Raw genomic sequence first — 25,380 nt, 5'->3', positions numbered from 1 at the left:
CAATCATAAAATCTAATTTTGTGATTGTGATTTTTAATTTAAAACAAAATCTGAAATTGGGCTATATATTAAATATTGAAACCGCGACAAAGAATTGTTCTGTCGCTCTTGCAAAAGATGGAAAAACGATTTTTTGCAAAGAAATTGCACAGGAAGGGTATTCCCATGCGGAACGACTTCATGTTTTTATTGAAGAAATTATAAAAGAAGCCGGAATAGCGTTTAAAGATTTATCAGCTATTGCCGTAAGTCAAGGGCCTGGTTCATACACTGGATTGCGCATCGGGGTTTCGGCTGCAAAAGGACTCTGTTACGCATTAGATATTCCGTTGATCGCTGTGGATACTTTAAAGGCTTTAGCGTCACAGGTCACTATTTCAAGTGGTCTGATTATTCCAATGATTGATGCCCGAAGAATGGAAGTGTACAGTGCTATTTTTTCTTCAACTTTAGAAAAAAAACGAGAAGTTCTAGCCGAAATTATTGATGAAAATTCATTTGGAGATTTGCGGGAAACACTATATTTCGTGGGTGATTGTGCGGAAAAGTGCAAATCAGTATTAAATAAAGACAATTATGTTTTTTTAGAGGATATAAAATATCCTTCGGCGAAAGAGATGAGTGCTTTGAGTTATAAAAAATTTAAAATAAACGACAAGGTTGATGTCGCTTATTTTGAACCGTATTATCTTAAAGATTTTATGATTACTGCTCCAAAGAAATAAATTTTACAGTAGCGGATCAGTAGTTTTGTTATTGTTTTTAGAAGATTCTTTTACAAAAGGCTGAACCACAATTCCAGCTAAATCAAAAGCGTGTTTGCAATTCTCTAAAGTGTCTGCATAAACGCCCCCAAAATCTTCATTTGTTGCCCACGGTCTTACTGCTAATTGAATGGAACTATCGGTCAGGTTTTTCACGGAAACTTCAGCAGCAGGCGTTTGCAATACTTTTGGATTATTTTTTAAAACGGAAGTTATTATGTCTTTAACTTTTTTAATATCCGTGTCATAAGAAATGGCAATGGTCAAATCAGCTCTTCTAATTTTTTGCAGCGAATAATTGATAATGTTTCCATTTGATAAAGATCCATTAGGCACAAAAATAGTTTGATTGTTCGCGTTAATTAATTTGGTTACAAATATTTGTATTTCGCTCACTGTTCCGGTTACTCCTTGCGCTTCGATGGTGTCATTTACTCTAAAAGGTTTGAAGAGAATGATTAGCATCCCGCCGGCAAAATTAGACAAGGAACCCTGAAGTGACAGACCAACAGCAAGTCCCATAGCACCAAGAATGGCAACAAATGAAGATGTTTCAATTCCAAGCTTGGAAATAAAAGATACAAATAATATTACTCTCAACACCCAAAGTAAAATATCGGCAAGAAATCGTGTCAGCGTAGGATCTAAATTTCTTCTTACCATTAATGTCCTGATAAATCTGTTGATAAGTCTGATGACATATATTCCAGCAAATAAAATAATAAATGCAGAAATTAATTTTGGGGAATAGTCAATTAATACGTTCAGAAAAGTATTAGCGTAAGTAGTAAGTTGGTCTGGATTCAAATTCATTTTTGTGAAATAAAAAACCTTCTCAAAGGAGAAGGTTAAGTTTAAAGTGCAAAAATACGAATAAATTATTTTTTAATAAATTAATCTGCGTCTTCTTCTATTTTATTTATAGTTTCTTTGGTAATTTGTTTTGTTTCTTCTTCGCCATCATCAGCAAGTTCACTTGCTTTTTCAGCAACATTTTCAGCAGCATCTGAAGCATTTGTTTTGGCTTCACTGGCAAAATTTGTAATTTTTTCAGCAGTTGTATCGGCCTTTTCTTCTAATGTTTCTGCAGTATGTGTAATAGCAGTTTTAGCTTCACCGGCTACTTCTTCTGTATTATCTTTCAAAGTTTCTACTGTATCCGCAACGACAGTTTTGGCTTCACTGGTTGCATCTTCAATTTTATTAGAAGTTACATCCGCTTTTTCTTGTAATGTTTCTGCTGTATCTGACATGGCGATTTTTACTTCGCTGGCTAAATCCGCTGCTTTGTCAGTTGTGCTTTCAACTTTTTCTTTTGTGTGGTCTGCTATATTTTCCAAAGCGTCTGCAGTTTTTTCTGACTGTTCGCTTATCGCTTCTTTAGTGTGTCCTGTAAAATTCTCTACTTTCTCAATAATTGGAGCAGCAGTTTCTTTTACTTTTTCAAAAGCATCTTCGGCAAAAACTTCTGCTTTTTCAAGATAAGGCGTTGCGGTTTCTTTCGCTTTTTCAAACGTTTCTTCTGCGAAAGTACCTGCTTTTTCAAGATAAGGAGCTGCAGTTTCTTTTGCTTGTTCGAAAGTAGTTTCTGCTTTGTCCGCTAATTGATTGGCTGTTTCTTTGGCTGTGCCAAATAATTTTTTAAAAAATGAAGATAGTCCCATGGTATTATTATTTGATTAGTCTCACAATAGTAGTCAATTTTTCTTAGGATTACTTCATTAAATCATTAATAATTTGTTGATAATCAGTATTTGGCATAAGACAGGTTTTGTTTTTACACAGGTAAAACAGTGTTTCTTGGTTGTGGTAACGGGAATTTAAAAAAGGCAATGTGGATTCTTTTTGTGTCCCGGCCAAAATAACATTGGGAATATATTGACTGTTTATTTTTGCACAATACGCTAAAGCATCTTCACCGCAAACGGCTAGTTCTTTGTTTTGTTCCGAGTAATTTAAAGCCAAATCCATCCAATTTGAGAATGCGGACGGATGATCGATTCGTGGTAATACGGCCATCAGCATTTGATGGCTGATTTTTTCATAATAGGAATTATTAAAATAGATACTCAGTTGAAATAAGTTTTTTGCCATCACTGAATTAGATGCCGGAATCACGTTGTCTTCGGTTTCGTAATGCGAGGTGATCAAGGCTTCATCGAGATTTGACGTAAAAGCAAAAAAGGATTTTTTATCGTCATAAAAATGTTTCAAACTGTAATCTGCCAGTTGTTTAGAATCTTGAAGCCATTTTTCGTTTAAAGTTGCTTCATACAAAGAGATAAACGCGGCAATTACAAAACAATAATCTTCCATATAGCCATTGATGGTGGTTTTTCCGTTTTTATAATTGTGGAATAAATTACCTTCACTAGACCAGAGATTTTTTATTATGAAGCAGGCATTTTGTTGTGCAATATCTAAATATTTTTGGATTCCCAAAGCCTTATAAGCATCAACATTTCCTTTCAGCATTATTGCATTCCAGGAAGTCAGACATTTGTCATCAAGTCTTGGTTTTGACCGTTTTTCTCTTTCGTTATAAAGTAAATTTTCCCAAAATATTTTTTTAGTTCGAAGCTCTGAAACGGGAATCTTATTTTGTGCTGCAATACTGTCTAAAGTTTGGTTTTGGATTAAAACATATTTTTCGTCTTCCCATATGCCAAACGCATTGCAATTAAAAACCTGACAGAATAAATCAAAATCTTTTTTGAGAATTACCTTTAATTCTGGAATTTTCCAAGCATAAAATGCGCCTTCTTGGAGATCATTATCCGAGTTTAAACTGTCAGCATCCAAAGCCGAATAAAAACCTCCTTCCGAATTCATTAATTCTCTCTCGACAAAACGCAGCGTTTTTTCAATCACTTCTTTATACAGAGGATTTTTTGTCAATTTGTAGGCGTCGCTGTACAAGGAAACCAACTGGCCGTTATCGTACAACATTTTTTCAAAATGGGGAATATGCCATTTCATATCAACGGAATAACGTGAAAATCCACCATCGATGGTGTCAAAAAGACCGCCGTGCGCCATTTTGGTCAAAGTACGATTTACAAAATCCAGTACTTTTTCATCATGTTTTTGATAACCATAACGCAGTAAGAATTGGTAATTATTTGGCATCATAAACTTAGGTGCTCTAGCCATGCCGCCAAATTCCAAATCGAAACTTTTTTTCCATTTTTCGACTAGGAGTTTCAGTATGTTTTGGTTTACCTCAGTTTCTGGTTCCTCGTTTTGTATCAGTCCGATGGCTTGAATTCCCTGATGTAATTTCTCGGCATAATCAATCATTTTTTCAGGGTGTGATTGATAGAATTCCTGTAATTGTTCCAAGGTTTGTATCCATTCCTCTTTTTTAAAATAGGTGCGACCCCAAACGGGTCTACCGTCAGGAAGTGTCACTAGGTTTAATGGCCATCCGCCGCTACCGGTCATTATTTGGACTGCTTTCATGTAAACAGCATCAACATCCGGGCGTTCTTCCCGATCGACTTTGATTGCAATAAAATGCGCATTCATTATTTGTGCGACTGCTGCATCTTCAAAACTTTCGTGTTCCATAACATGACACCAATGACAAGCGGAATAACCAATGCTGATGATTATGAGTTTGTTATTTTCCTTAGCTGCTGCCAATGATTTTGGGTTCCAAGCTTTCCAGTGTACAGGATTGTTGGCGTGTTGTAATAAATATGGACTGGTTTCGAAATTTAGTTCGTTCATGAGGTCGTTTTTAGCCCCGGTAGTAGTGGAAATCCTTTCTCGTCCTGAATTTTTCAGGACGAGAAAGATTGCAACGAATAACGGGAAATAGCTCCTAAAAATAAAAAAAGCGTCTCAAATGAAACGCTTTAATTTTGTTTTTTAATTTCCTTATTCGAGTTCAAACGTCAATTTCAGGTTCACTCGAAATTCTGTAATACCACCATCACTAACCGTTGCGCTTTGTTCGTGAACATAGACAGAACGGATGTGTTTTACTGATTTTGACGCCTTAGCAACACCTTTTCGGGCTGCATCTTCCCAACTTATTTCAGAGCTTGAAAGTATCTCAATTACTTTTAATATTGACATGATTTCTATTTGTTAAGTGAAATATAAATTTAACAATTTTTTTTAAATTGAACATTTAAAAAAGAAAAAATTTACCTTAACGATAAGATTGTCAATGTGATAGCACTTTGTGTTTACGCGTTTATAGCTTCAACTTTGATGCTTTCATCATTCAACATACTTTTCAACATGTTTTCGATACCGCTTTTTAAGGTAAAAGTAGAAGAGGGACAACCGCTGCAAGCACCTTGTAAGATGACTTTGACGGTTTTGTCACTTTCATTGTATGAATCAAAAGCTATATTTCCACCGTCGGCTTGTACGGCAGGTTTAACATATTCCTCTAATATATTGATGATTTGTTGCGAAGTCACATCCAGAGTGTCAAATTCTTTTGCCTTCGAAGTTTCTTCTGCGGTTACTGCAGTGACATAATTTTCGTCTAAAACAGTTCCGCCGTTTTCAATATACTGTTTGATGAAACTTCTTAATTCTAGGGTTATTTCCTGCCACTCATTGATTTCATATTTAGTTACAGAAATGTAATTTTCATCAATAAAAATTTCTTTTACATAAGGAAATTTGAAAAGCTCTTTAGCTAATGGTGAAGCAGTAGTTTGATCAATGTTTTTGAATTCTATTGCGTTTTTAGTCAGCATTTTGCTTACTACAAATTTTAAAGCAGCAGGATTTGGAGTGGATTCTCCATAAACGGTTACAGGCAGTTTTTTAGTTTTATTTTCGTCAACAGTGATTATTGTCCCACCATCAGTCACAAATTTTTCAATTTGTTCTGCTACAGCATCTTTAACATCTTCCCATTCCACAATATTGTATTTTTCGATTGCGATAAAATTTCCAGATATGTAAATTGTTTTTACAAAGGGTAGGTAAAACAATTGCTGTGCCAACGGAGATGTTTTGGCTTCATCAATGTTTTTAAATTCAAAACTTTCATTTTGAGTTATAAATTCTTGAAATTCAAACTTTAGTATGGTTGGGTTTTGTGTTTCTTTTATAGTAACTTTGTTCATGGCTTTTGAAATTTTCACAAATTTACTAAAGTTATTTTCTACGAATACCTATATTTGGTTTTTTAATGAATAAATTAACTTTAGTTTAATTTTGGAATTAGGTAAATCACTTTTTTAGTACAAAAATTTATATTGATTTGGAATTATTCATTTTACTAAAAGTATTTCGATGTATCATAAAATTAGAATATTAGCCGTCTTATTATTTATATCTCAATATTCTTTTTCTCAAGAAGGTATTCCCGTATATTCCGACTATCTGTCGGATAATTATTACCTGATACATCCTTCCATGGCTGGTGCCGCAAACTGTGCTAAGATCAGGCTAACCGGACGCAAGCAGTGGTTTGATCAGGAAGATGCACCGGAATTACAAACACTTAGTTTTAATGGTAGAGTAGGAGAAAAAGCCGGAGCTGGAGTTATTCTATTTAATGATAAAAACGGATACCATTCTCAAAAAGGAATCAAATTTACGTATGCCTATCATCTAATGTTTTCGCGAGATGAAATCGATTTAAATCAATTGTCTTTTGGTATGAGTGCAGGTTTAATTCAAAGCCAATTGGACGAAACAGAATTCAGACAGTCGGGTGATTTTGATCCAATAATTGATGGAACTGTGGTACAAAAGGATTCGTATTTTAATGTAGATATTGGAGCATCATATAATTTTCTGGATTTTTATGCGCATGCAACCGTGAAAAATGTCATAGAAACCAGAAGAGATATTTACACGGAATATGAAAGTGATAATTTACGGAAATATTTGTTGAGTGCCGGTTATGTTTTTGGAGATCGAGACAAAATATTATGGGAGCCTTCTGTTTTATTTCAAATGGTTGAAAAAACGAATGAAAAAGCGATTGACGTAAATTTGAAAGCCTACAAAAATTTAAATTTTGGAAGAGTTTGGGGCGGACTGTCCTATCGAAGAAGTTTTGATGGTGCTGAATATGTTGACGGCAACACAATTTCAAAACAAAAACTACAGTACATTACTCCAATTGTAGGTGTAAATTTTGATAAGTTTATGTTTGCTTATACCTATTCCCAATTGTCTGGAGCCGTAAAGTTTGATAATGGTGGCTACCACCAAATTACCTTAGGAGTTGATTTGTTTTGTAAACCAGTAAAATACGATTGCAATTGTCCGGCAATTAATTAATTCATTTTATTATGCTAATAAAATCCGTTAACGGCAAATCGCCTTCTATTCCCGAAGACTGTTATGTAGCCGAAAATGCCACTATTGTTGGCGATGTTACCTTTGGTGCAAATTGTAGTGTTTGGTTTAATGCCGTAATTCGTGGTGATGTCAATTTTATCAAAATCGGCGATAAGGTAAACATTCAAGATGGAGCAGTTATTCATTGTACGTACAAAAAACACCCAACTATTATAGGAAATAATGTTTCTATAGGCCACAACGCAATTGTACATGGTTGTACGGTTCACGATAATGTGCTAATCGGTATGGGAGCAATTGTGATGGACAATTGCATCATCGAAAGTAATTCGATTGTGGCCGCTGGTGCTGTCATCACTCAAAATACAGTTGTTGCTTCAGGTTCTATTTGGGCTGGAGTTCCGGCAAGAAAGGTGAAAGATATTGACCAATCTGATTTTGCAGGTGAAATTGAACGTATTTCTAATAATTATGTCATGTATTCCAGTTGGTTTAAAGAGGAATAGTAACAAATGTTCTTAGAATTTTTTTTCTTCAACCGTAAATCTATTTCCTAAAATTTCCCTCAAAACTTTTGGATTTGTATTAATATAAAAAATAGGCTGATTATCCTGAGCTGAGGAGAATCCTACTTTGTCACGTAATATATTTTGCGTTTGTTTCGCTACCGCTTCCCCCGAATCAATAATTTGAATGTGGTCCGGAAGTATTTTTTTTATTTGAGGAATAAGATAGGGATAGTGGCTGCAGCCTAAAACTAAACAATCAATATTGGCTTCAATCATTGGATTGAGATAGGAGTGCAGTAAATGAGTCATCTCTGCTGAATTAATTTCTCCATTTTCAATAAGGTGTACTAATCCATGACCAACCTGTTCAATTATTTTGGTGTCTTGATACTTCTCAGTAGTTTTATTAAAAAGAGCACTGTTCAGCGTGCCTTGTGTTGCCAGAATTCCTATGATTTGTGTTTTCGAATGTGTTACTGCGGGCTTTATGGCCGGCTCAATTCCTATGAAAGGAACGTTATATTTACCTCTTAATTCTTGAATTGCATTCGTGGTGGCTGTATTGCAGGCTACTACAATTAACTTACAATTCATTTCAAGCAGAAATTCGGTGTTTTTCATACTTAATGCAACAATCTCCTCTTTAGATTTTTGTCCATAAGGTGCATTTTTACTGTCTGCGAGATATATGGTTTTTTCGTTAGGCAGCAATTGATGGATCGCTTTCCAGATAGATGTTCCGCCAATCCCCGAGTCAAAAATTCCTATAGGTTGATTGTTATTATTCATAAAAACAAAGTTACACGCTACAATTTAAATTTCCTATGATTTGTTTTAAACAAAAAAAACTGCTCAATCCTATTTTAGGTTGAGCAGTTTTTATGCAATACATGATTTTTTTAGAAACCTAAATCTTTTTTTACATCCATAGTCAAGTTTGGACCATCAGCAAGTAAAAGAGAAGAACCATCAAGAACATATTGGAATCCTTTTGCTTTACCTACTTTTTGGATAGAAGCTCTTACTTTTTCCATCAATGGTTTTACGATATCAGATTCTTTTTGTTGTAATTCTTTTTGAGCATTATCTCTAAAGTCAACAATTCTTTTTTGCATATCCTGCACTTCTTTCGAACGATCGCCGTTTACAGCTTCAGTAACTGTTGCCGCTTCGGTTTCATATTTTTTTAATTTTGCTTGGTATTCTTCAACCATCTTTTTGTAATCAGCATCATAAGTGGTACTCAATTTGTCTAATTGTTTTTGAGCATCTAACATTGCTGGCATTTTTGTCATAATTTCACTCACGTCAACATGAGCTGTTTTCGCTTGTGCATTGATTGTTTGATTTGCTCCGAACATTAAAATTGCAGCAATTAATAGAGTTTTAATTTGTTTCATCGTTTTTAAAATATTTAGTAATTAATTATTGTTTGTATTTTCTTTTAATTTTTCTTCTTTCGCTTTTTTAATAGCCTCTCGGTCTTCGAGTATTTTTTTTCTTTTTTCTTCTAAAACTTTTTTGCGATCTTCGAACACTTTTTTACGGTCTTCTAATACTTTTGCTCTCGAGTCAGCTTGCTTTTGTTTCGCCTCATCGGCAGTTGCTTTAGTCTCATTATTTCCAGTTAAATTAGTGGGTGTATCCTCTTTTTTAACATTTGCAGAAACCGTGCCATTTTTTCTAGCTTCTCTGTCTTCCAGAAGTTGTTTTCTCTTATCGTCAAATTCTTTTTTCTTTTGCTCTTGCAGCAATTTTCGGTCTTCTAAAACTTTTTCTCTGGCAACCTTTTTATCGTCCAAGAATTTTTGGCGTTCAGCCAAGGCTGGATTTGCATCTGATGCATCTTCTTTGCTTTCTCTTGCCTCTGCTTCTTTTTGCTGTTTTTTAGTCAGTTGTTCTCTTTTTTCGGTGCGATTTAAAACTCGTAAAACCTGATCACTGATGTCAAATCTTTTTGCTGCGAAAAGCATTGTCAAATCAGAAGTTTTATCAAATATGAAATCATATTTCAATCGTTCAGCAATATCCTGAACTGCTGTAAAAACTTGATCTTGGATTGGTTTAACCAAAACTGATTTTTGAATAATCAAATCTCCGTTGGCACCAAATCTTTTTTGTTGGTATTCTAAATTTTCGTTTTCAAGGAAACTAATTTCGGTTTCTCTTTCGTCTATCAATTCCTTAGTCAGTAACGCTTTTTCTGCTTTTAAAGCTTCTTTTAATTTATTGATTTCAATTTTTTTAGAATCAATCTCCAATTTCCATTTTTGGGCTTTTTGCTCTAATTGAACTTTTGCTTCAGTGTAATCGGGTACATTTTGTAAAATGTATTCCATATCTATGAAGCCCAGTTTATTTCCTCTGGTTTGTGCGTCAATTTTTTGTATGACAAGTAAAACCAAAAATATATATAAAAATTGTTTTCTCATAACTGTTTCATATTAGAAAATCGTAAACCCATTTTTTTTAGAATTGTTGCCCAATGATAAAATGGGTTTCCCATCCATTAGCTTTTGCTTGTCCTGGTAATGCGTCAAATCCATGTCCGAAATCAATTCCCAATAAGCCAAATGCCGGCATAAACACACGTAATCCAACTCCAGCTGAACGACTTAAAGCAAATGGATTGTAGCTTTTGAAATCACTAAAGGAAGAACCTGCTTCCATAAAGGCTAATGCGTATATTGAGGCTGATTGTTTTAATGTTATTGGATAACGCAATTCCATCGAGAATTTATTAAATACAGTAGCTCCAATTTGGTCTCCTACGCTATTTGTGGGTGTCAAAGAGTTGTTAGGATAACCTCTTAACTGGATTGTCTCTCTTCCATCCATAGAGAAGTTAGCCAATCCATCTCCACCAAGATAGAATCTTTCAAATGGAACAGCACCTCTTTCTTGATTGTATGCACCTAGGAAGCCAAATTCAGCCAATACTCTTAATACCAATTTACCATAAATTTTGGAATATGTGTCTGCTTTAAATTTAACTTTATAGTACTCCAACCAATTAAATCTTTTTTGATCGACTTTACTCGCGTCAGCTGCGGCTAAATTAAAGGTAGTTACTTTGTTTCCGTTAGTGTCAACATAATCCCCAATATTAACAATATTTCCATTGGCATCTGGAACATTTTGACTGTCCACGGTATTTTTTAATTTGTATTGCTCTTGGTCTCCTAACGTAGCATAATCTACCCCGTTGAAGAGAGAATAAGGAGGGGTCAATTTTGCTGAAACACTAAATTCAGAACCGTATGTTGGGAATATCGGATTTAATCCTTTGCTGTTTCTTGTAAGACCTATGGTGTACGCTAAGTTTCTTGAAGTTCCATTTCCAAAAGTAAATAACCCCGTGTTATAATTGTTCAAAGCATAATGCTGGTAACTTACAGACTGTGACAACACAAAGTAATCATCTGGTACTGTCAGTCTTTTTGCTAAGCCAACAGATAACGTAAGGATATCAAAACTTTTAGTTCTGTCCGCTCTCTGCGTTATGAAATTGTTTAAAAACTGTTTGCTGTAGGATATTGAAGAACTGAATTGTACTGGTTTTTTACCGCCAAACCATGGTTCTGAAAATGATACACTATAGGTTTGAAAGAACGTACTGGCTTGCAAACGTAACGATACTTTTTGACCATCTCCCATAGGTAATGGTCTGTAAGCATCTTTGTTAAACATATTTCTTGCTGAAAAGTTATTAAACGATAGTCCAAGTGTACCAATGAAACCACCTCCACCGTAACCGCCTTGTAATTCAATTTGGCTAGAACCTTTCTCTGCAAGGTTGTATTCTATATCTACAGTTCCTGCTCCCGAATCTACATTCTTGAACTTGGGATCAATCGCTTCAGGATCAAAAAATCCTAATTGACCAATCTCACGAATCGTTCGTACTAATTCTTCTTTACTGTATTTTTCTCCTGGTTTTGTTCTTAATTCACGATAAATTACACGGTCATTTGTCTTGTCATTTCCTACAACTGTAATTTTGTTGAAATAAGCAATTGGACCTTCTGTGATTCGTATTTCAAAATCAATAGTGTCGTTCGCAGTTCTTACCTCAACTGCATTTACATTCGAGAATAAATAACCGTTGTTTTGGTATAAATTTGTGATGTCTTCTGCATCTGGTTTAGACTTGTCTGCAATTCTTTTTTCAAGAAGAACACCATTGTAAGTGTCTCCTTTTTTTACACCTAAAATTCTGCTTAAAAACTGATCGGGATAAACGGTATTGCCTAAAAACTTAACATCTCCAAAATAATATTTGTTTCCTTCTTCGACTTTAATTTTGATATTTAATACATTTTTATTCTTATCATAAGTTACAGAATCCGAAAGTATTCGCGCGTCTCTGTATCCTTTTTCCTTGTAAGTTGCAATTACTTTTTCTAAATCAGTTTTGTATTTGTCCTTTATAAATTTTGAAGCTTTTAAGATTCGAATTGGATTTTTTTGTTTCGTGTCTTTCATTGCCTTACGCAACGTTTTATCTGATATTTTTGTGTTTCCTGCAAAGTCAATACTTTGAATTTTCACTTTGTCCCCTTTGTCAATAGTTACAAGCATATTGACCTGGTTTACTGTAGCGGTGTCTTTTACAGTGTTGATATTTACTTTTGTATTGTAGTAGCCATCTTTTTTGTATTTGTTTTCAATGTAATTTTTGGTAGTAGTAATCAAGTTTTCATTAACTACTTTTCCTTTATTCAAGGAATTGTCTTTAATCAAAGCTTCGGTTTTTGTTTTCTTAACACCAACAAATTTCACCTCATTTAATTTAGGTAATTCAATAATGTTTAAGTCAAGATATATACTGTCATTCTGTATTTTATTTACATAAAAAGAGATTTCATCAAAGAGACCTAATTTTCCTAGTTTTTTTATAGCAGCACTGATTTCCTCACCTGGAATTGTAATTTCCTGTCCTTTTTGCAAACCTGAGAAAGTAACTACAGTTTGTGAATTGAAACTGATATCTCCCACTACTGCTACATCGGCTAAAATGTATTTTTTACCCTGATCAAAAGGAACTCTTTCTTGAGCTTTAATTTGTGTAAAACTTCCAAAAATTAAAACGGTAAGGACTATTTTTATGCTTTTATTTAACACTAAAAAATTATTTAATTTGTTCACTTGTTTTTCCAAATCTACGTTCTCTTTTTTGATAACTAATGATAGCCTCATATAAATCTTGTTCTTTAAAGTCTGGCCACAATATATCAGTAAAATACAATTCTGCATAGGCTATTTGCCACAACAAAAAGTTACTTATCCTATGTTCTCCACTTGTTCGTATTAGTAAATCTACGTCAGGTAAATTTTGCGTGTAAAGATGCTCATTAATAATGGAATCGTCAATAGTGTCTATTGAAATTATATTATTTTTAACTTTACTGCAAATGTCTTTTATTGCACTGACAAGCTCTTCTCTGGATCCGTAGCTTAACGCCAAGGTTAGAGTCATTTGTGTGTTGTCTTTAGTTTTATCAATTACATCTAGAAGTTCTTTCTGCGCTGATTTTGGTAATTTTTCCAAGTTACCAATAGCATTGAGCTTGATGTTGTTTTTTTGTAAAGTGGTAAGTTCCTTTTTCAAGGAGTTGATGAGTACTTTCATCAAGGTCTCGACTTCTAATTTTGGTCTGTTCCAATTTTCAGTAGAGAAAGCGTATAACGTAAGGAATTCAATGCCTAGTTTAGCACTGGCTTCTATGATTAACTTAACTGATTTTGTCCCGCTTTCATGACCCAAAGCACGCAAAAGGCCTTGCTGTTTTGCCCAACGCCCATTTCCATCCATAATGATGGCGAGATGTTTGGGTAATTTTGTTGCGTCGATATTCTGTAGTAAATTCATTTTTTTATTCTGCACAATAGCAGGCTTTGTCGCCAAAAGTATATGTTAAAGTAACTCCTGAGAAAACGTACCAATCATTGTTATTTATATTTCCAAAATCTTGATTAAAACTCCCGTCTATATTATCCGTCAAAGTATATCTGGCTCCAGTTTCTAATGCCAGTACAAAACTAGGTGTTATTTTTGACTTAATTCCTACAATCATAGGTATCGCTATTGATTTTCTTCTTTCGGTTCTGCCTGCTACTGTTAGATCAGCTTTTGCGTTGGTTAACTTGTATTTTGCTAAAAAATAGTTTAAACCTGATGCTACATAAGGAGTGATTTTAGTGCTCGATTCATGTAGATTAAAATCAAAAAAGTTGAATTCAAGACCTAAAGATACTTCTTTTAAGTCGTTTTCAAATCGATAACCTCTTTGGTTTCTACTTGTTTCCTTTGAATTCAAATCATTAGATGTGATTTCAGATTGGGTGTAGGAAAATCGATAAGAGTGTCTCGGACTTTTGTTCCATTTGTACAACAAACCAAAAGCCGGTTCGTTTGGTGCAATATAGGTCGTCGGGCCTACATCTCCAATGTAGTTGCTCCCGCCAAGAAAAACACCAATCTCATGAATTTGAGCTTGGGTCACCATCAAAGGGAAAAAACAGAAAAATAAATAAAAAAGCTTCTTCATTAAATCAAAAATTGCGTGCAAATATAATAATTATCAATTCTATACAATACTCATTCAGTTAAATGTGTGTTTTTTTAATAATTAGCGAGCTAACTAACACGTAATAAGTGTTTATTTGACTAAAACGGGAAAAATTGATAAAATAGTATAGCTGGAGAATAAATTGATTTAATTCCGCTTGTCTTGTCCCCAAAGTAATTTACTGCGAAGTGTTTTTACGAAAGTTTCTTCAGGAATTTCAACCATGTTTATCTGAAAAGGCGTTTTCTTTAAAATCAGAATTGATTCGTTTTTCACTGAAGTTACTCTGGAATCTAAGGAAACCAGATAGTTTTCCTCTCTTCCCGAAACTTTTAATTTGATTTCAGTTTCGTCCGGCACAACGAGTGGTCTTGCGGTGAGATTATGTGGCGCAATAGGAGTTATAAGTAAACTTTTTACTTCAGGTGTCAAAATAGGTCCGCCACAACTTAAGGAATACCCAGTTGATCCTGTTGGGGTCGAAATGATTAAACCGTCAGCCCAGTAGGAATTCAAAAATTCATCATTTAAATAGGTGTCAATCGTAATCATCGATGTCGTGTCTTTTCGACTGACCGTGATTTCATTCATTGCAAAATTGATTTCCTCAATCGATTCATTGCTTGGCGAGCAAGTTAAGCTTATTAAAGCCCTTTTAGAAATCGTGTATTTTTTGTCGATAACAAATTGCATGAACTCAGCGATATTCTCTTTTTGAACGGTTGCCAAAAAACCAAGTCTGCCGGCATTAATACCTAATATAGGAATGCCCGAATCTCTTACTAATGTTGCTGCTCTTAGTATTGTTCCGTCTCCGCCAATGCTTATCAGCATGTCAAAACTGGAGTCGAGTTCCGTGTGGGAAGTAAAAGTTTTGTACTTGTTTTCTACTATTTTTTTCTCATTAAGCATCAATAAAAAATGCGACTCAATAATCATCTCTACATTGTTTTTGTTGAAAAAAACAAAGATGTCGTTTATAATAGGTTCTGTACTGTTTTGGTAATATTGACCGTAGATAGCTACTTTCATCTTTTTGTTTAATCTTTAATTTGATTATTTGGTTAACTGAGATTGCGGTTGCGAATAACCGAATCAACAAATTTCCCGATAAGCGGTTAAATATTCAGGTATTTGTCTAAATAATCAGAACGTTCCTTTAAATTATTGATGTAATTATCTTCTTGATGTTCTGAAATGATTTCATAATTGTATCTTCTAAAAGTCTGGATGATTTCGTTCATCGCGCCCAAAGTTATTTTCAAAGTAACTTCAACACTCTCAACATCTGCTTCAGAAATGAATAAACCCAAAAGTTTGCCATTATTGCTTTCTACAATTTGGGTAATTTGACTCATTGAATAATCTAAAATTGGCTTTCTCACAACGATAATTCCGCCTGGTTCTTTTAAAAAGGGTGTTTCATGAAAAAATTTCATGATGTCTTCAATTTCATAATATCCTACGTAAGTATTGTTTTCGTCCAAAACGGGAACTAAATTAGTGTGGTTTTTTGCAAAAACTTCCAAGACGTCCAGCCACATTGTATTTGTCCTGGTAAAAAATCCTTCTAAAGTAAATCGATAATCAGACGCTTTTTTATCACTTTCAAAAGTCTCTATATCCTCGGATGCAATGCTGCCAATGTAAACCCCCTCTTCGACAATTGGAAAATGTGAAAAGTGTAATTCGCTGAAAAAGTCTTGAATGGCCGCAATAGAATCCTGGCTATCAATCGCTTTGTAGTCATTGGCAATATATTCTGTTATTTCTGTCATAAATCAATCGGCAATATTTCATGCAAAATAATCAAAAATAAGCAAAATCTCCTAAGTTTTACTTTGTATTTTTGTTCCGTGCAAATACTAGTATCAAAATAAAAATATGTTTCAATGACAAAATTAAGTGTAAATATCAATAAAATAGCGACTTTACGTAATGCACGTGGAGGAAATGTTCCCGATTTATTAAAAGTTGCTGCTGACATTCAAAAGTTCGGTGCCGAAGGAATTACCATTCACCCTCGTCCGGATGAACGTCACATCAGGTATCAGGATGCCCGAGATTTGAAGCCTATCGTTTACACCGAATACAATATTGAAGGAAATCCAGAGAAAACTTTTATAGATCTTGTTCTCGAAATAAAACCGACTCAAGTGACTTTGGTGCCAGATGCAATTGATGCCATCACCTCTAATGCAGGTTGGGATACCATAAAACATGCTGCGTATTTAACCGAAATCGTTCAGGAATTTCAACGCAACGGAATCAGAACTTCTATTTTTGTGGATCCTGTTCTCGAGATGATTGAAGGAGCCAAGAAAATTGGAACCGACAGAATCGAATTGTACACTGAAGCATTTGCACATCAATACAGTCTCGGAAATCAAAACGGAATTTTGCCGTACACACAATCAGCGATTTTGGCCAATGAATTTGGATTAGGAATCAATGCAGGTCACGATTTAAGTTTGGATAACATTCAGTTTTTCAAACAAAATATTCCGGGATTACTCGAAGTCTCTATTGGTCACGCATTAATTTCAGAAGCTATTTATTTAGGATTGGATAACGTGGTGAACATGTATTTACAAAAATTAAAATAGTTTTTTAAAACCATTAAGAAATTAAGATAAAAGCTTAACAGCCGTAATTTCTTAATCTTTTGTAATTTGAATTGTAACGTTAAAATCTAAAATCAAATGCTTTTTTCAAAAATAGAAGGCTCAGGGAAGCCACTCTTAATTCTCCACGGATTTCTGGGAATGTCCGATAACTGGAAAACACTCGGAACGCAATTCGCGATTGATTTTCAAGTTCATATTCTCGATTTACGCAACCACGGACGAAGCTTACATTCAGAAGATTTTAGTTATAAAATTATGGCGCAGGATGTTTATGAGTACTGTCAAGCTCATAAATTAGAAAATATCAATATTTTAGGACACTCGATGGGCGGGAAAGTAGCGATGCTTCTGGCTGCGGCACATCCGGAATTAGTTGATAAATTAATTGTGGCTGATATTGGGCCAAAATTCTATCCTCAGCATCATCAGGATATTTTGGCGGGATTGAATGCTGTGGATTTTTCAAAAAAGCCAAGTAGAAATGATGTTGAAGAAATTATGCAAAAGTATATTCCTGATTTTGGAACCAGACAATTCCTGATGAAAAATTTATTTTGGCAAGAACCGGGACAACTCGCGTTCCGATTTAATTTGGCAATTTTTAATCATAAAATGGATGAAGTAGGAATTCCGTTACCTCAGAATGCAGTTTTCGAGAAACCAACATTGTTCATTAGAGGTGGAAATTCCAAGTATATTTTGGACAGCGATTTCGAAAAAATAAAACAACATTTCCCGGATTCAAGTGTTGAAACGATTCTTAATGTGGGGCATTGGCTTCATGCCGAAAACCCGGCTGAATTTTATCAAAAAGTCACTTCTTTCTTAAAATAAATTAATCAGATTTAAATTTTTCTTACATTTATTTAAATTTTAAAACCAAAAACCATGAATTTATTACTCAGAATCCTTATTACATCAGGTTTAGTATTACTTATTGCTCACTTTATGCCAGGGGTTCATGTCGCTAATTTTACTACCGCTTTGATAGTAGCTATAGTTCTAGGGTTACTTAATATTTTTATCAAACCAATATTGGTAATACTTACACTGCCAGTTACGATTATTACTTTAGGATTGTTTTTATTGGTTATTAATGCGCTGATGATTTTGTTGTGTACCAAAATTGTGGGCGGATTTAGCGTAGATACGTTTTGGACCGCCTTAATTTTTAGTATCATATTGTCAGTTTTACAATCCTTAATGAATGGAATATTAGGCGAAGGAAAGTAAGGAATCGTTTTTAACACGTATTTGTGAATGAATTAATTTACAGTATTTGTTAATTTGATACCTTTGTGCTTCTAAATAAGATAAACAATGTCTAAAAAGTTTTACATACTGTTATTAGTTATGCTTGGTTTCTTTATGATGCCAAGCGTAGCTTTCGCATGTGGAACAAAAACCGAGAAGGCATGTTGCAAAAAAGAATCTTCTTCAGAAACAGATCAAAAAGACTGTTGCAAGAAAGAAAAAAAATCAGATCAAAATTCGCATGATGGCTGTAACGGTGCCTGTAAGAATATATCTTGTGCCAGTTCAGCAATCCACTTAAGTTTGACGTCCATATTTAATTCAGAATTAAATAAGCAAATTTTTAGTTTTTCCACTGAAAAACAAAATTACTATTACTCGGAAATCTTTATTTCATCCCATTTCCGTTCTATTTGGCTTCCACCTAAAATAAGCTAGATTCCTTTTTTGACAGCCGAAAAACTGTCTTTTTCTAAAGCATTTTGTGCTTTTACAATCATTAAATTCTAGTCAAATAAAGTTTGAAAAGTAGCGAAATGTGCTATTGTTTTCAATGTTTTTACGACTAATTCACTTTAAAATTATTTATACAATGAAGACATTAAAAAAAATGTTGATAGCAATAACCCTATTGCTTTCAGTTACAATTGCAAGCGCGCAAATCAAAAACACGAAAACAGAAACCGTTAAGATATACGGAAACTGTGACATGTGTAAAACGACTATAGAAACTGCCGGAAACTTAAAAAAAATGGCGAAAGTTGAGTGGAATAAAGATTCCAAAATGGCAACCCTTACGTATGATTCCACTAAAACAAGTCAGGACGAAATCTTGAAACGCATTGCTTTAGCCGGTTACGACAGTGATAAATTTCTTGCTCCGGATGCTACGTATGATGCATTACACGGATGTTGTCAATATGAAAGAGAAGCTAAAGTAGCTGTTTCAACAGAAATGAAAATGGCAACCAATACTACAGAAAATCATGCAAACCACGCCAATCATTCTGATACTGCAGTTGCAAAACAACAGGTTGATACTAAATTAAAAGTTGTTTTTGATAGCTATTTTCTTTTGAAAGATGCTTTGGTAAAAACTGATGGAAAAGCTGCTGCTACTTTAGCGAAAGACGTTTTAACAGCATTAAATGCAGTAAAAATGGATGAGCTTGCAATGGATGTTCACATGATTTGGATGAAAGAAATGAACAGTTTAATGGCTAATGCCAAGAACATTTCAGAAATTCAAGACATCAAACGTCAAAGAGAGTTTTTCGTTCCTTTTTCAAAATCAATGTACGAAGTGATAAAAGTAGCTAAATACGAAACTCCGGTTTACCTTCAGTTTTGTCCGATGGCAAATGACGGTAAAGGTGCAAACTGGTTGAGCAAAGAAAACGCAGTTAAAAACCCATATTACGGTTCCCAAATGATGACTTGCGGTAAAACGGTTGAAACAATTAAATAAATATTTAAAAAAAGCGTTGGGTGTAACTCAAGTTTCTTTTTTTTAACGCATAGAAACATAGTTTTTATGTATTTCTATTAAGACATTTCACTCTATTATAGTAAAACACAGCTTTGTTGCCCAAGAATTCGGCTATCCTGCTCTTTTTTTCTATATATCTATGTGTTTATTTTTAAATTCTTTTCGGAGTTCTAAATTTTAAATAATTGCACCCAAAGGGTTAAAAATTATAATAAATGAAAAAAATAATGCTGTTTTTCAGTTTACTAATCAGTATTTCAACTGCTACTGCCCAAATGAAAATTGGAGACAGTTTACCTGATTTTGAACTTAAAAACAATAAAGAAACAACAATAAATTTGGCTTCTCTGAAAGGGAAAACGGTCTTGATTGATTTTTGGGCTTCCTGGTGCGCGCCTTGTAGACTGGCCAATAAAAAGCTAGCTCCTTTATACAATCAATATAAAATTGACAACTTCGAAATCGTTGGTATATCACTGGATACGGATAAAACGAAATGGATGAATGCCATTCAAAAAGATAAAGTAACGTACGAGCAATTAATCGATGCTAAAGGTTTTGATGCGAAATCAGCACTGCTTTTTGGAGTAGAAGAATTACCTAATTCGTATTTATATGATGTATCAGGAAAATTAGTTGCCATCAATCCTACGGAGGAACAAATAATAATGCAAATAAAAAAATAAAGCAAAATGAAAAATATAAAATTAAAATTCATTGGTATCGCTTGTTTACTTTTAATAACAAGTGTAAACTCCTATTCTCAAATCTCAAAAGCAGAAATAATTGCTACAGGTTTAACGTGTTCTATGTGTTCTAATGCTATAAATAAACAACTGAAAGCAACCGTTGGTGTGGATAGCGTGAGTACTGATTTGAATACGAATACTTTCACGGTTTATTTTAAAAAAGAAAGTAAAATAATGCCTAGAGTATTAAAAGCAGGAGTTGAAAAAGCCGGTTTCTTTATCGGCTCATTAATAATAACAATGCCTACAAACAGCTTAGAAATTGGAAGTGATAAAACGATTTCAGTCAATGGATCCACTTTCGTTTTATTGAATGAAGAACTTAAAAACAGTACCGGAGAAACTAAAGTAAAGATTTTTGACAAAGGATATGTCACTCAAAAAGAGCATAAAAAACTGCTTAAAACGTTTTCAAAAACTGCATCATATCCATTAGATAACGAAGATGATTACCACATCAAAACTGTAATTTAATGAGAAAATTTTTAATCGTATTTACGTTTTTTCTTGTTCAGGGAATATCGGCTCAGGAACTTTTCGTGGTTACTGATCCGGCAAGCAATGTTCCTGCTGGTTCACTAGGAATTCGTTTGGGACAATCGATTTTTAAGGAACAAATGGAATCAGGATATAGTTACCATTTTATGCCTGAAGTTACTTGGGGTGTCAATAAAAATTTGATGGTTAGAACATCAATGTTTGTCAGCAGTAGAAGCAATAAATTGGTAACAGAAGGCGCTAGTTTTTACACTAAATATCGTTTCCTTTCCACGGATGACTTGCAGAGTCATTTTAGGATGGCAGCATTTGGAAGATACAGCTTTAACAATGCCGATATCCATCAGGAACAAATAGAAATTATGGGGCATAATACCGGATTTGAAACGGGAATTGTGGCTACGCAGCTTATAAAAAGGGTGGCCATCAGCGCTTCTGTTAGTTTTGAAAAAGCATTTGATAACAAGCCGAATTATAGATTTCCTGTTGCACAAAGTGATAACGCCACTAATTATACGTTGTCGTTTGGAAAACTGATGTATCCAAAAAAATACACCAGTTTTAAACAAACAAATATCAATACAATGGTTGAGTTTGTTGGACAAACCTTAAACGTAAATGGAAAATCATATTTGGATATTGTGCCTTCCATTCAATTTATTATTAACAGCCAATCACGAATTGATGTTGCTTACAGGCACGAATTATACAGTTCAATGTTGCGGTCTGCGCCAAATGGATTTTATCTGAATTTAGAATATAATTTTTTCAATGTTTCAAAATGAAATAATTTATAATCATTACCAAATAAATTTCAAAAAAAGTCGTGAAACAACATCGCAATTTTCCACAACAATTATCAATAAATAATTTATTCAAATGAAAAATATAATCTTATCAATAATCTCATTAGCATTGGTTTTGGTTTCTTGTAACCAAAAAAATAAAGTATTGGAAACTGATTCATCAGTTGCAGTCAAAACAACTTCGGAATTGTATTCGTGTCCGATGCATCCGGAAATCACTGGCAAAAAAGGTGCAGAATGTTCTGAATGTGGTATGGAACTAACAGAAAAAGTGGTGCAAATGCCAAAAACAGAAAAAGATGATGCCAGTGCGACTGCTATTAAAACGGAAAACACAGTCGCTGCAACTTCGTTTACTATTAATGAAATAGTAAGCAGTTATTTAACGCTAAAAAATGCATTGGTAAAAGATGATTCTAATGGAGCCGCCAAAGCTGGAAACACTTTGTATGCCACGTTTGAAAAAGTATATTCTAATACCATTTTGAATGCAAAGCTGAAAAATAAGTATAATGAAATTGCTGTAAATGCAAAGAAACATGTCAAAGATATTGGTGAAAACGCCGGTAAAATAGCGCGTCAAAGAGAATATTTTGCTTTGTTGAGTAAAGAAGTACATGATTTGATAAAAACTTTTGGAACTGATCAAAAATTATATCAGGATTATTGTCCAATGTACAATCAAGGAAAAGATGGGTATTGGATAAGCGAAACAAAAGACGTTAAAAACCCATATTACGGTTCTGAGATGTTAAGTTGTGGCAGAATGGTACAAGCGTTTCTCTAACTATTACATGTGAATTATGTAATTTAGAGTAATAAAAATACAACTTTTTAACCAATGTTTTTTGTAAATTTTAATGGTGGAAATTAATCTGCAATTAACAAATAGATGCGATGAAAAAAATATTTTTTTTAGCCCTAATGACGGCTATTATAATGGTTTCCTGTAACCAAAAGAATAAAGAAAATTCAACTATTGATTCTCCTATGATGGAAGATAGTTCAGCGATGAAGAATTCTGACGGTAACAAGATGATGAACGATTCCTTAATGATGAAAAACACTGTGACAATGTATGCTTGTCCGATGCATCCCGAAGTGCAAGGCAAACTGAATGATAAATGCCCAAAATGTGGTATGAAGTTGACAGAGCCAGTAACTGAAACCGCCACAAAAAGCAGCAAATAAATAAGGATCTTGCCTTATGTAAATCTAAACAACCTTACTACTCAAGAAACGGTAAGGTTGATTTAAAATAAACTAAAATGAAACATGATTACCATATAATGGGAATGACATGTAATGGCTGTCGTTCATCAGTTGAAAAGGCATTAAATAGCATTGCGGGAGTTGAAGCAACTGTTTCTCTAGATCCGCCAATTGCTACCTTAATAATGAAAGAGCATGTCCCATTAGTTCAGTTACAAGAAACGCTTTCCAAAGCTGGCAAATATTCCATTTCTATGGAATCCCCAATCGATACTGTTTTAGAACTATCAAATAAACCTTCAAGTAAAGCATGTTGCGGTTCGAATAAACCACCAGAGGAGTCAAAAGTTACTTCACCGAATAATGTACCGGGAACATATTATTGCCCGATGCATTGTGAGGGTGAAAAGGTGTATGATAAGCCGGGAGATTGTCCGGTTTGTGGAATGGATTTAGTTAAAGAAGCAGAATTGACAAGTAGTAAAACAATGTATACTTGTCCCATGCATCCCGAAGTTATCAAAGAAGGTCCGGGTTCTTGTCCCATCTGCGGAATGGATTTAGTGCCAATGGAACCCACCGATTCTCAAGAAAATAAGGTTTATAATGACTTGGTGCGCAAAATGAAAATAGCGGTAGTTTGTACTGTTCCCATTTTCATAATTGCGATGTCAGATATGATTCCGAATAATCCAATAATGAAAATTATGGATTTAGAAAAGTGGAATTGGGTACAACTAATTTTATCGCTTCCAGTCGTTTTTTATGCGTGTTGGATGTTTTTTGAGCGCGCATGGAAATCCATTGTTACTTGGAATCTCAATATGTTTACCTTGATTGGAATTGGGGCTGGAGTCGCTTTCTTATTTAGTTTATTTGGATTATTTTTCCCGGCTATGTTCCCCGACGAATTCAAAACGCATAATGGAACAGTGTCGCTTTATTTCGAAGCAACAACTGTCATACTAACATTGGTTTTATTGGGACAATTACTTGAGGCCAGGGCTCACAGTCAAACTAGTGGTGCGATAAAAGAATTGTTGAAATTAGCACCAACTGAAGCCACTTTGGTTAGCAATGGAGCTGATAAAGTAATTTCAATTCATGATATCAAAAAAGGAGATTTGTTGCGTGTAAAACCGGGAGATAAAATTCCGGTGGATGGCAAAATTACCGATGGAGAAAGTACTATTGATGAATCGATGATTTCAGGAGAACCTATTCCCGTTGATAAAAAAATAGAGGATTCCGTTATAGCGGGAACCATAAACGGAAATAAATCCTTTGTAATGATTGCCGAGAAAGTTGGTTCGGAAACCTTGCTTTCGCAAATCGTAAAGATGGTAAATGATGCGAGTCGTTCTAGAGCACCTATTCAAAAATTAGCAGATAAAATCGCTAAATATTTTGTACCAATTGTAGTTGGGGTTTCCATAATAACCTTTTTTGTTTGGTCACAATTTGGTCCTGAACCCGCAATGGTCTATGGATTTATCAACGCTATTGCGGTATTGATAATTGCGTGTCCTTGCGCTTTGGGTTTGGCTACGCCAATGTCAGTGATGGTTGGTGTTGGAAAAGGGGCACAATCGGGAGTTTTGATTAAAAACGCCGAAGCACTGGAAAATATGAACAAAGTAAATGTTTTAATTACGGATAAAACAGGAACAATTACCGAAGGGAAACCTTCTGTTGAAAAAGTATTTTCCCTGCAAAATGACGAAAATGAACTATTGCAAAGCATTGCATCTTTAAATCAGTACAGCGAACATCCTTTGGCGCAAGCCGTAGTCAATTTTGCGAAAGCGAAAGAAGTCACTTTAATAGAAGTAAAGGATTTTGAAGCAATTTCAGGCAAAGGCGTGATTGGAACAGTAACTAATAAAAAAGTAGCGTTGGGAAATAAAAAATTGATGGAACAAGTGAATGCCACGATTTCTGCAGAGCTCGAAAATCAAATTATTGCTCAACAAAAACTAGGGAAAACCGTTTCTTACATTTCAGTTGATGGAATTGCAGTGGGATTTGTATCAATTACAGATGCGATAAAAGCAACAAGTGTTACAGCCATAAAAGAATTAATCCGTCAGGGTGTGGAAGTAATCATGCTAACGGGCGATAATGAAAATACGGCAAAGGCTGTGGCAGCGGAACTGAATTTAAGTTCTTACAAAGCGGGTTGTTTACCGGAAGACAAACTGAAAGAAATAAAACGATTGCAATCTGAAGGAAAAATTGTAGCTATGGCAGGCGACGGAATCAACGATGCTCCGGCTTTGGCGCAAGCGGATGTCGGCATTGCCATGGGAACCGGAACTGATGTGGCGATAGAAAGTGCAAAAATAACGTTGGTGAAAGGGGATTTACAAGGCATAGTAAAAGCCAAAAATTTAAGTCATGCGGTAATGCGAAATATAAAACAAAACTTATTTTTTGCTTTTTTTTACAACGTACTGGGAATTCCCATTGCCGCCGGTGTTTTGTATCCGTTTTTTGGAGTGCTCCTTTCGCCAATGATCGCGGCTTTGGCCATGAGTTTTAGCTCGGTTTCAGTAATTGCAAATGCATTAAGATTGCGTGGTCTAAAACTTTAAACGGAAATATTTAAAAGTTTA

26 protein-coding genes are annotated in these 25,380 nt (G+C 34.5%); 13 read left to right on the top strand and 13 right to left on the bottom strand.

What is annotated here, in order from left to right; translation table 11 throughout:
• Positions 1 to 56 precede the first annotated feature (56 nt).
• Positions 57 to 725 carry a tRNA (adenosine(37)-N6)-threonylcarbamoyltransferase complex dimerization subunit type 1 TsaB gene (tsaB, locus tag ACP7AQ_RS12035; RefSeq protein WP_426091106.1) on the top strand — a complete coding sequence of 223 codons (669 nt, stop codon included), beginning with the start codon at positions 57 to 59 and terminating at the stop codon, positions 723 to 725.
• 3 nt (positions 726 to 728) lie between these two features.
• On the opposite strand, the gene ACP7AQ_RS12030 is transcribed toward tsaB, so the two are convergent.
• From ACP7AQ_RS12030 to ACP7AQ_RS12010, 5 genes are all read right to left on the bottom strand, one after another.
• Positions 729 to 1,577: a mechanosensitive ion channel family protein gene (locus tag ACP7AQ_RS12030; RefSeq protein WP_426062984.1), complete on the bottom strand. Its 849-nt coding sequence runs from the start codon at positions 1,575 to 1,577 to the stop codon at positions 729 to 731.
• An 80-nt stretch (positions 1,578 to 1,657) separates the two neighbouring features.
• Complete coding sequence (locus ACP7AQ_RS12025) at positions 1,658 to 2,428, bottom strand: hypothetical protein (protein WP_426095610.1); 771 nt, start codon at positions 2,426 to 2,428, stop codon at positions 1,658 to 1,660.
• A 49-nt stretch (positions 2,429 to 2,477) separates the two neighbouring features.
• Positions 2,478 to 4,496, bottom strand: coding sequence for a thioredoxin domain-containing protein (locus ACP7AQ_RS12020; protein ID WP_426095609.1), 2,019 nt, complete (start codon positions 4,494 to 4,496; stop codon positions 2,478 to 2,480).
• A gap of 150 nt (positions 4,497 to 4,646) precedes the next feature.
• Positions 4,647 to 4,847: a dodecin family protein gene (locus tag ACP7AQ_RS12015; protein WP_091202837.1), complete on the bottom strand. Its 201-nt coding sequence runs from the start codon at positions 4,845 to 4,847 to the stop codon at positions 4,647 to 4,649.
• 113 nt (positions 4,848 to 4,960) lie between these two features.
• Positions 4,961 to 5,860, bottom strand: a complete 900-nt coding sequence (locus ACP7AQ_RS12010) for a NifU family protein (RefSeq protein WP_426095608.1) — start codon at positions 5,858 to 5,860, stop codon at positions 4,961 to 4,963.
• A 169-nt stretch (positions 5,861 to 6,029) separates the two neighbouring features.
• Between ACP7AQ_RS12010 and ACP7AQ_RS12005 the strand changes: the two genes are divergently transcribed.
• Together ACP7AQ_RS12005 and ACP7AQ_RS12000 are read left to right on the top strand one after the other, a co-directional pair.
• Positions 6,030 to 7,028, top strand: a complete 999-nt coding sequence (locus ACP7AQ_RS12005; protein WP_426062989.1) for a PorP/SprF family type IX secretion system membrane protein — start codon at positions 6,030 to 6,032, stop codon at positions 7,026 to 7,028.
• Between the two features lie 11 nt (positions 7,029 to 7,039).
• A complete protein-coding gene (locus tag ACP7AQ_RS12000; RefSeq protein WP_091202831.1) occupies positions 7,040 to 7,555 on the top strand; it encodes a gamma carbonic anhydrase family protein in 516 nt (171 codons plus the stop codon).
• Between the two features lie 12 nt (positions 7,556 to 7,567).
• Here the strand turns inward: ACP7AQ_RS12000 and murI are convergent, their stop codons facing one another.
• The 8 genes from murI to ACP7AQ_RS11960 form a co-directional block, all read right to left on the bottom strand.
• Positions 7,568 to 8,347, bottom strand: a complete 780-nt coding sequence (murI, locus tag ACP7AQ_RS11995; protein ID WP_426095607.1) for a glutamate racemase — start codon at positions 8,345 to 8,347, stop codon at positions 7,568 to 7,570.
• Between the two features lie 110 nt (positions 8,348 to 8,457).
• On the bottom strand, positions 8,458 to 8,958 hold the full coding sequence (locus ACP7AQ_RS11990) for an OmpH family outer membrane protein (RefSeq protein ID WP_426062991.1): 501 nt from the start codon (positions 8,956 to 8,958) through the stop codon (positions 8,458 to 8,460).
• Positions 8,959 to 8,979: 21 nt separating this feature from the next.
• Entirely contained in the window at positions 8,980 to 9,990 is a 1,011-nt protein-coding gene (locus tag ACP7AQ_RS11985; RefSeq protein ID WP_426095606.1) for an OmpH family outer membrane protein, read from the bottom strand.
• Between the two features lie 37 nt (positions 9,991 to 10,027).
• Positions 10,028 to 12,757 (bottom strand): outer membrane protein assembly factor BamA, encoded by a 2,730-nt coding sequence (gene bamA / locus ACP7AQ_RS11980; protein ID WP_426095605.1) that lies wholly within the window; start codon positions 12,755 to 12,757, stop codon positions 10,028 to 10,030.
• Positions 12,690 to 13,430: an isoprenyl transferase gene (locus ACP7AQ_RS11975; RefSeq protein WP_426062994.1), complete on the bottom strand. Its 741-nt coding sequence runs from the start codon at positions 13,428 to 13,430 to the stop codon at positions 12,690 to 12,692. The genes bamA and ACP7AQ_RS11975 overlap by 68 nt, the downstream gene beginning before the upstream one ends.
• A gap of 4 nt (positions 13,431 to 13,434) precedes the next feature.
• Complete coding sequence (locus ACP7AQ_RS11970) at positions 13,435 to 14,109, bottom strand: DUF6089 family protein (RefSeq protein WP_426095604.1); 675 nt, start codon at positions 14,107 to 14,109, stop codon at positions 13,435 to 13,437.
• 168 nt (positions 14,110 to 14,277) lie between these two features.
• Positions 14,278 to 15,162: an NAD kinase gene (locus tag ACP7AQ_RS11965; protein WP_426095603.1), complete on the bottom strand. Its 885-nt coding sequence runs from the start codon at positions 15,160 to 15,162 to the stop codon at positions 14,278 to 14,280.
• A gap of 86 nt (positions 15,163 to 15,248) precedes the next feature.
• Positions 15,249 to 15,908, bottom strand: coding sequence for a CBS domain-containing protein (locus ACP7AQ_RS11960; protein ID WP_426095602.1), 660 nt, complete (start codon positions 15,906 to 15,908; stop codon positions 15,249 to 15,251).
• Positions 15,909 to 16,022: 114 nt separating this feature from the next.
• Here ACP7AQ_RS11960 and ACP7AQ_RS11955 point away from each other — a divergent pair, with 114 nt between their 5' ends.
• The 10 genes from ACP7AQ_RS11955 to ACP7AQ_RS11910 all read left to right on the top strand — a co-directional run bounded on the left by ACP7AQ_RS11955 (position 16,023) and on the right by ACP7AQ_RS11910 (position 25,359).
• The gene (locus ACP7AQ_RS11955; RefSeq protein WP_426095601.1) at positions 16,023 to 16,736 is read left to right on the top strand and encodes a pyridoxine 5'-phosphate synthase; all 714 of its coding nucleotides are present in this window, start codon (positions 16,023 to 16,025) and stop codon (positions 16,734 to 16,736) included.
• 96 nt (positions 16,737 to 16,832) lie between these two features.
• Positions 16,833 to 17,591: an alpha/beta fold hydrolase gene (locus tag ACP7AQ_RS11950; protein WP_426062999.1), complete on the top strand. Its 759-nt coding sequence runs from the start codon at positions 16,833 to 16,835 to the stop codon at positions 17,589 to 17,591.
• 54 nt (positions 17,592 to 17,645) lie between these two features.
• The gene (locus tag ACP7AQ_RS11945) at positions 17,646 to 17,990 is read left to right on the top strand and encodes a phage holin family protein (protein ID WP_426063000.1); all 345 of its coding nucleotides are present in this window, start codon (positions 17,646 to 17,648) and stop codon (positions 17,988 to 17,990) included.
• A 613-nt stretch (positions 17,991 to 18,603) separates the two neighbouring features.
• Entirely contained in the window at positions 18,604 to 19,479 is an 876-nt protein-coding gene (locus ACP7AQ_RS11940; protein ID WP_426095600.1) for a DUF3347 domain-containing protein, read from the top strand.
• 236 nt (positions 19,480 to 19,715) lie between these two features.
• Positions 19,716 to 20,186 carry a TlpA family protein disulfide reductase gene (locus tag ACP7AQ_RS11935; protein WP_426063003.1) on the top strand — a complete coding sequence of 157 codons (471 nt, stop codon included), beginning with the start codon at positions 19,716 to 19,718 and terminating at the stop codon, positions 20,184 to 20,186.
• Between the two features lie 6 nt (positions 20,187 to 20,192).
• Positions 20,193 to 20,723 (top strand): heavy-metal-associated domain-containing protein, encoded by a 531-nt coding sequence (locus ACP7AQ_RS11930; protein ID WP_426090889.1) that lies wholly within the window; start codon positions 20,193 to 20,195, stop codon positions 20,721 to 20,723.
• Entirely contained in the window at positions 20,723 to 21,532 is an 810-nt protein-coding gene (locus ACP7AQ_RS11925) for a hypothetical protein (protein WP_426095599.1), read from the top strand. The genes ACP7AQ_RS11930 and ACP7AQ_RS11925 overlap by 1 nt, the downstream gene beginning before the upstream one ends.
• Before the next feature lie 94 nt (positions 21,533 to 21,626).
• Entirely contained in the window at positions 21,627 to 22,340 is a 714-nt protein-coding gene (locus tag ACP7AQ_RS11920; RefSeq protein ID WP_426095598.1) for a DUF3347 domain-containing protein, read from the top strand.
• A 110-nt stretch (positions 22,341 to 22,450) separates the two neighbouring features.
• On the top strand, positions 22,451 to 22,744 hold the full coding sequence (locus ACP7AQ_RS11915; RefSeq protein ID WP_426095597.1) for a heavy metal-binding domain-containing protein: 294 nt from the start codon (positions 22,451 to 22,453) through the stop codon (positions 22,742 to 22,744).
• Positions 22,745 to 22,821: 77 nt separating this feature from the next.
• Positions 22,822 to 25,359, top strand: a complete 2,538-nt coding sequence (locus ACP7AQ_RS11910; protein ID WP_426095596.1) for a heavy metal translocating P-type ATPase — start codon at positions 22,822 to 22,824, stop codon at positions 25,357 to 25,359.
• Positions 25,360 to 25,380: the final 21 nt, after the last annotated feature.

This window comes from Flavobacterium sp. DSR2-3-3, from assembly GCF_049896585.1.
In the GTDB taxonomy this organism is placed as follows: Bacteria; Bacteroidota; Bacteroidia; order Flavobacteriales; family Flavobacteriaceae; genus Flavobacterium.
The sequence above is the reverse complement of the archived record's forward strand: the minus strand, read 5'-3'. Positions and strand labels throughout refer to the sequence as shown.

Bases quoted from the DNA above. Each gene is read 5' to 3' on its own strand.
- ACP7AQ_RS11930 (WP_426090889.1), top strand. From the start codon at position 20,193: ATGAAAAATATAAAATTAAAATTCATTGGTATCGCTTGTTTACTTTTA.
- ACP7AQ_RS11920 (WP_426095598.1), top strand. From the start codon at position 21,627: ATGAAAAATATAATCTTATCAATAATCTCATTAGCATTGGTTTTGGTT.
- ACP7AQ_RS12010 (WP_426095608.1), bottom strand. From the start codon at position 5,860: ATGAACAAAGTTACTATAAAAGAAACACAAAACCCAACCATACTAAAG.
- ACP7AQ_RS11950 (WP_426062999.1), top strand. From the start codon at position 16,833: ATGCTTTTTTCAAAAATAGAAGGCTCAGGGAAGCCACTCTTAATTCTC.
- ACP7AQ_RS12005 (WP_426062989.1), top strand. From the start codon at position 6,030: ATGTATCATAAAATTAGAATATTAGCCGTCTTATTATTTATATCTCAA.
- ACP7AQ_RS12020 (WP_426095609.1), bottom strand. From the start codon at position 4,496: ATGAACGAACTAAATTTCGAAACCAGTCCATATTTATTACAACACGCC.
- ACP7AQ_RS11970 (WP_426095604.1), bottom strand. From the start codon at position 14,109: ATGAAGAAGCTTTTTTATTTATTTTTCTGTTTTTTCCCTTTGATGGTG.
- ACP7AQ_RS11940 (WP_426095600.1), top strand. From the start codon at position 18,604: ATGAAGACATTAAAAAAAATGTTGATAGCAATAACCCTATTGCTTTCA.
- ACP7AQ_RS11945 (WP_426063000.1), top strand. From the start codon at position 17,646: ATGAATTTATTACTCAGAATCCTTATTACATCAGGTTTAGTATTACTT.
- ACP7AQ_RS11960 (WP_426095602.1), bottom strand. From the start codon at position 15,908: ATGACAGAAATAACAGAATATATTGCCAATGACTACAAAGCGATTGAT.
- ACP7AQ_RS11935 (WP_426063003.1), top strand. From the start codon at position 19,716: ATGAAAAAAATAATGCTGTTTTTCAGTTTACTAATCAGTATTTCAACT.
- ACP7AQ_RS11990 (WP_426062991.1), bottom strand. From the start codon at position 8,958: ATGAAACAAATTAAAACTCTATTAATTGCTGCAATTTTAATGTTCGGA.
- ACP7AQ_RS11925 (WP_426095599.1), top strand. From the start codon at position 20,723: ATGAGAAAATTTTTAATCGTATTTACGTTTTTTCTTGTTCAGGGAATA.
- ACP7AQ_RS12015 (WP_091202837.1), bottom strand. From the start codon at position 4,847: ATGTCAATATTAAAAGTAATTGAGATACTTTCAAGCTCTGAAATAAGT.
- ACP7AQ_RS12025 (WP_426095610.1), bottom strand. From the start codon at position 2,428: ATGGGACTATCTTCATTTTTTAAAAAATTATTTGGCACAGCCAAAGAA.
- ACP7AQ_RS11985 (WP_426095606.1), bottom strand. From the start codon at position 9,990: ATGAGAAAACAATTTTTATATATATTTTTGGTTTTACTTGTCATACAA.
- ACP7AQ_RS11965 (WP_426095603.1), bottom strand. From the start codon at position 15,162: ATGAAAGTAGCTATCTACGGTCAATATTACCAAAACAGTACAGAACCT.
- ACP7AQ_RS12000 (WP_091202831.1), top strand. From the start codon at position 7,040: ATGCTAATAAAATCCGTTAACGGCAAATCGCCTTCTATTCCCGAAGAC.
- ACP7AQ_RS11910 (WP_426095596.1), top strand. From the start codon at position 22,822: ATGAAACATGATTACCATATAATGGGAATGACATGTAATGGCTGTCGT.
- murI (WP_426095607.1), bottom strand. From the start codon at position 8,347: ATGAATAATAACAATCAACCTATAGGAATTTTTGACTCGGGGATTGGC.
- bamA (WP_426095605.1), bottom strand. From the start codon at position 12,757: ATGAGGCTATCATTAGTTATCAAAAAAGAGAACGTAGATTTGGAAAAA.
- ACP7AQ_RS11975 (WP_426062994.1), bottom strand. From the start codon at position 13,430: ATGAATTTACTACAGAATATCGACGCAACAAAATTACCCAAACATCTC.
- ACP7AQ_RS11955 (WP_426095601.1), top strand. From the start codon at position 16,023: ATGACAAAATTAAGTGTAAATATCAATAAAATAGCGACTTTACGTAAT.
- ACP7AQ_RS12030 (WP_426062984.1), bottom strand. From the start codon at position 1,577: ATGAATTTGAATCCAGACCAACTTACTACTTACGCTAATACTTTTCTG.
- ACP7AQ_RS11915 (WP_426095597.1), top strand. From the start codon at position 22,451: ATGAAAAAAATATTTTTTTTAGCCCTAATGACGGCTATTATAATGGTT.